Genomic DNA, 1,712 nt, shown 5'->3' with positions numbered 1-1,712 from the left:
GCCGAACCCGGCAGACCGCAGCACCGCCGTACGCGCAACCGTGGCCAGGATATTGGCCAATTACCCGCCGAGGTAATCGAAGCCCCATAAAGATCGCAGCCTGTGGCAGCTCCTACGAACCTGTGTACATTTGATCATTCAGGCTGAACCCGGTCGGCGTAGGAGCTGCGGCAAGTTCGGGCCGCGCTCGGACGATCTTTTTACCTCCCCCCCGACGGCTATTTGCTTTCTTGGGAGGCCTACCTTCATCAGTGCGTCTACCCTGACAAGTACTCCATCAAGTCCGCAAAGAATCATTCAGACAAAAAGGGACGCTTTTTACCTGATGCAGAGCTTAATGCTATTTATCTGGTTGGCTCTCTGCGCTGCGCAGGATATTCAGCAACGCCAAATTGCCAATGGTCTGACCCTTGGTGCGACGGTCATTGCCCTGGTGTACTTGCTGTGGAACGGCACCACCTGGATGGGCGCGAGCGCAGAGCAGGGGGTCGGGGCGTTCTTGCTGGCGCTGGCCTTCACCTTGCCTGGCTATACAATGGGGCGCCTGGGGGCGGATGATGTGAAACTGATGGCAGCGCTGGGGTTGGCGAGCGACAACATGCACCTGTTGGGAACCTTCATTGGTGCGGGCATCGCCAGTATTGTCTGGCTACTCATGTCTCCCAGACTCTGGCCGCTGATAAACAAAAAACTGAGAGCCCATCTGCAATACCTCGATCCGAAAGAATCGACACAACAACCCTTTGCGCCGTTCGTTCTGGTCGGGATGCTGCTGGCCGTCGCCTGGATCAATTAGCCGCCTGAGTGGCGAACTTTATGTACACAGTCAGAAAGTGCGTCTATTTTCAGTGCGTGTACAGCCATTGGCTGTCGGTGCAGGAAGAATAAGTCTTCGGTTTGCTCAGCATGGAGTCGCGCGTGATCAAGCTTAACTCTCTGATAAAAGTGCTCGTAGTCGACGATCAGCCGCTGATTGTCGAAGAACTCTGTAAGTTTCTGGAAAGCAGTGGTTACCGCTGCATTCCCTGCACCTGCGGCAAGCAAGCCATCGAACGGTTTAGCGAGGACCCTGAAATCGGTCTGGTGCTGTTCGATTTGCACCTGGCAGAACCGGGCGGCATTCAACTGGTGCAGGCACTGCAGGAGCTCGCCGGCAACCAGCGAGCATTCGAAGCGATCATGCTGACCAGGGCGTCTGACAAACAGCAAGTGATCAAGGCCTTGCGTGCCGGGGTTGCCGACTACTACCAGAAGCCTGTCGATCTGAATGAATTGCTTGAAGGCCTGCGGCGCCAGGAAGCGGTCGTGCAGGAGCGGGTGAAAAACCTTCAATTGAGTCAGTTGAACCAGAAACTGCAAAGCCTCGCCGATTCCATCGACACGCTTTATCAAGACCTCGACGAGGTTCGACGGGGAGCTACGAGCGAAACGCAACCCGCAGAGATTCCAGCCATCCTCAATCAGCTGTCACCGCGCCAACTGGACGTAGCCCGCCTGGTGAGCAAGGGGCAAACCAACTATCAGATCGCCTGTGAACTGGGTATCACCGAAAACACCGTGAAACTTTATGTCTCCCAAGTGCTGCGCCTGACCCAGATGCACAATCGCACGCAACTGGCGCTGGCCTTGGCACCGGGGCGTTCGGGGTTGAGGCAGAGTGCCCGTTAAACCGCGTTATCGTTCATCGCGAGCAAGCTCGCTCCCACAGGGCA

The 1,712-nt window shown here is 56.3% G+C and carries 2 protein-coding genes and 1 pseudogene; all 3 read left to right on the top strand.

The genetic code is table 11. From position 1 onward, the window contains the following. Positions 1-76 (top strand): annotated as a pseudogene (locus F8N85_RS33950) (DUF4136 domain-containing protein); the annotation flags it as partial. Positions 77-325: 249 nt separating this feature from the next. Beyond that, positions 326-796, top strand: coding sequence for a prepilin peptidase (locus tag F8N85_RS33945; RefSeq protein ID WP_150804106.1), 471 nt, complete (start codon positions 326-328; stop codon positions 794-796). A gap of 122 nt (positions 797-918) precedes the next feature. After that, a complete protein-coding gene (locus tag F8N85_RS33940) occupies positions 919-1,668 on the top strand; it encodes a response regulator transcription factor (protein WP_150804105.1) in 750 nt (249 codons plus the stop codon). The last annotated feature ends 44 nt before the right edge of the window (positions 1,669-1,712 follow it).

The organism is Pseudomonas fluorescens (assembly GCF_902497875.1).
Classification (GTDB): Bacteria; Pseudomonadota; Gammaproteobacteria; order Pseudomonadales; family Pseudomonadaceae; genus Aquipseudomonas; species Aquipseudomonas fluorescens_BR.
Note: the sequence above shows the minus strand (reverse complement) of the source record. Positions and strands in the feature narration are given on the sequence as shown.

Coding starts and splice junctions, on each gene's coding strand:
- F8N85_RS33945 (WP_150804106.1), top strand. CDS start 326: ATGCAGAGCTTAATGCTATTTATCTGGTTGGCTCTCTGCGCTGCGCAG.